Annotated in this window: 1 protein-coding gene; it reads left to right on the top strand. The window is 65.3% G+C overall.

Translation table 11 applies throughout. The annotated features are described in order from the left end of the window. The coding region (locus Y705_RS17510; RefSeq protein WP_253908486.1) for a glycosyltransferase family 87 protein at positions 1 to 960 on the top strand (960 nt) is incomplete at both ends.

Here is a 960-nt window from a genome sequence, read left to right as displayed (position 1 = left end):
GGCTGACGGAGGTTCTTGGCGGCCCGATGGGCCGACACAGCGCGCCCGGCGTCGTGGCGCCCGGTTTCTTCACCATCCGGCGTGTGCTCATTCTCCTGACGACCATTGCCGCCCTTGCCGCCGTCGCGGTGAAGACTCCTTGCAGGACCGGCGGCTGGACCACGCCCGAACAGTTCTACCGGGCGTGCTACTCCGATTGGTCCGAGTTGTTCCAGAGCAGAAGTCTTGGAGCAGGCAACTTCCCCTTTCTCACCCTCGAGGCGCCTTTCGAGTACCCGGTGCTTCTGGGGCTTCTTGCCGGACTGACAGCCCTTCTCGTGGCCCCGGGTGAGGGCACGGGCCTCGACGCCGGAGCCAGGACTCTCCAGTACTTCGACATCAACGCCGTATTGATCGCCGGGGTCTGGATCCTCACGGTCCTGGCAACGATGCGGCTGGCCAACCGCCGGCCATGGGATGCCGCCATGGTGGCCGTGGCTCCCGTCATCATCGTTTCGGGGACCATCAACTGGGATCTGTGGGCGGTTCTCTTCGCCACCCTGGGCATGCTCGCTTTCGCACGCAACCGACCGATTGCCGCGGGTATCCTCCTTGGGCTGGGCACCGCGGTCAAGCTGTATCCGGTGCTGATCCTCGGAGCAATCGTCCTCCTGGCGCTTCGATCCGGACGGTTGAGGCCGGCGATCCTCACCGGCGGCGCACTTGCGGCGACCTGGCTCGCGGTGAATCTTCCCTTCCTGGTCCGGGACTATTCGGCGTGGGCCTATTTCCTGAAATTCAGCAGCGAACGGGAGCCGGGGTTTTCCTCCGTCTGGTATCTCTATAACGCATTCGCCGCGCGTCTCGGAATCCCACTCCTGTCGCCGGACCTCATCAACGCGGCCGGCTCGGTCCTGTTCCTCCTCGCATGCGCCGGCATTGCTGTCCTCACCCTGACGGCGCCCCGAAGGCCCCGGCTCG

Source organism: Arthrobacter sp. H41, assembly GCF_000520535.1.
Classification (GTDB): domain Bacteria; phylum Actinomycetota; class Actinomycetes; order Actinomycetales; family Micrococcaceae; genus Arthrobacter_D.
Note: the sequence above shows the minus strand (reverse complement) of the source record. Positions and strands in the feature narration are given on the sequence as shown.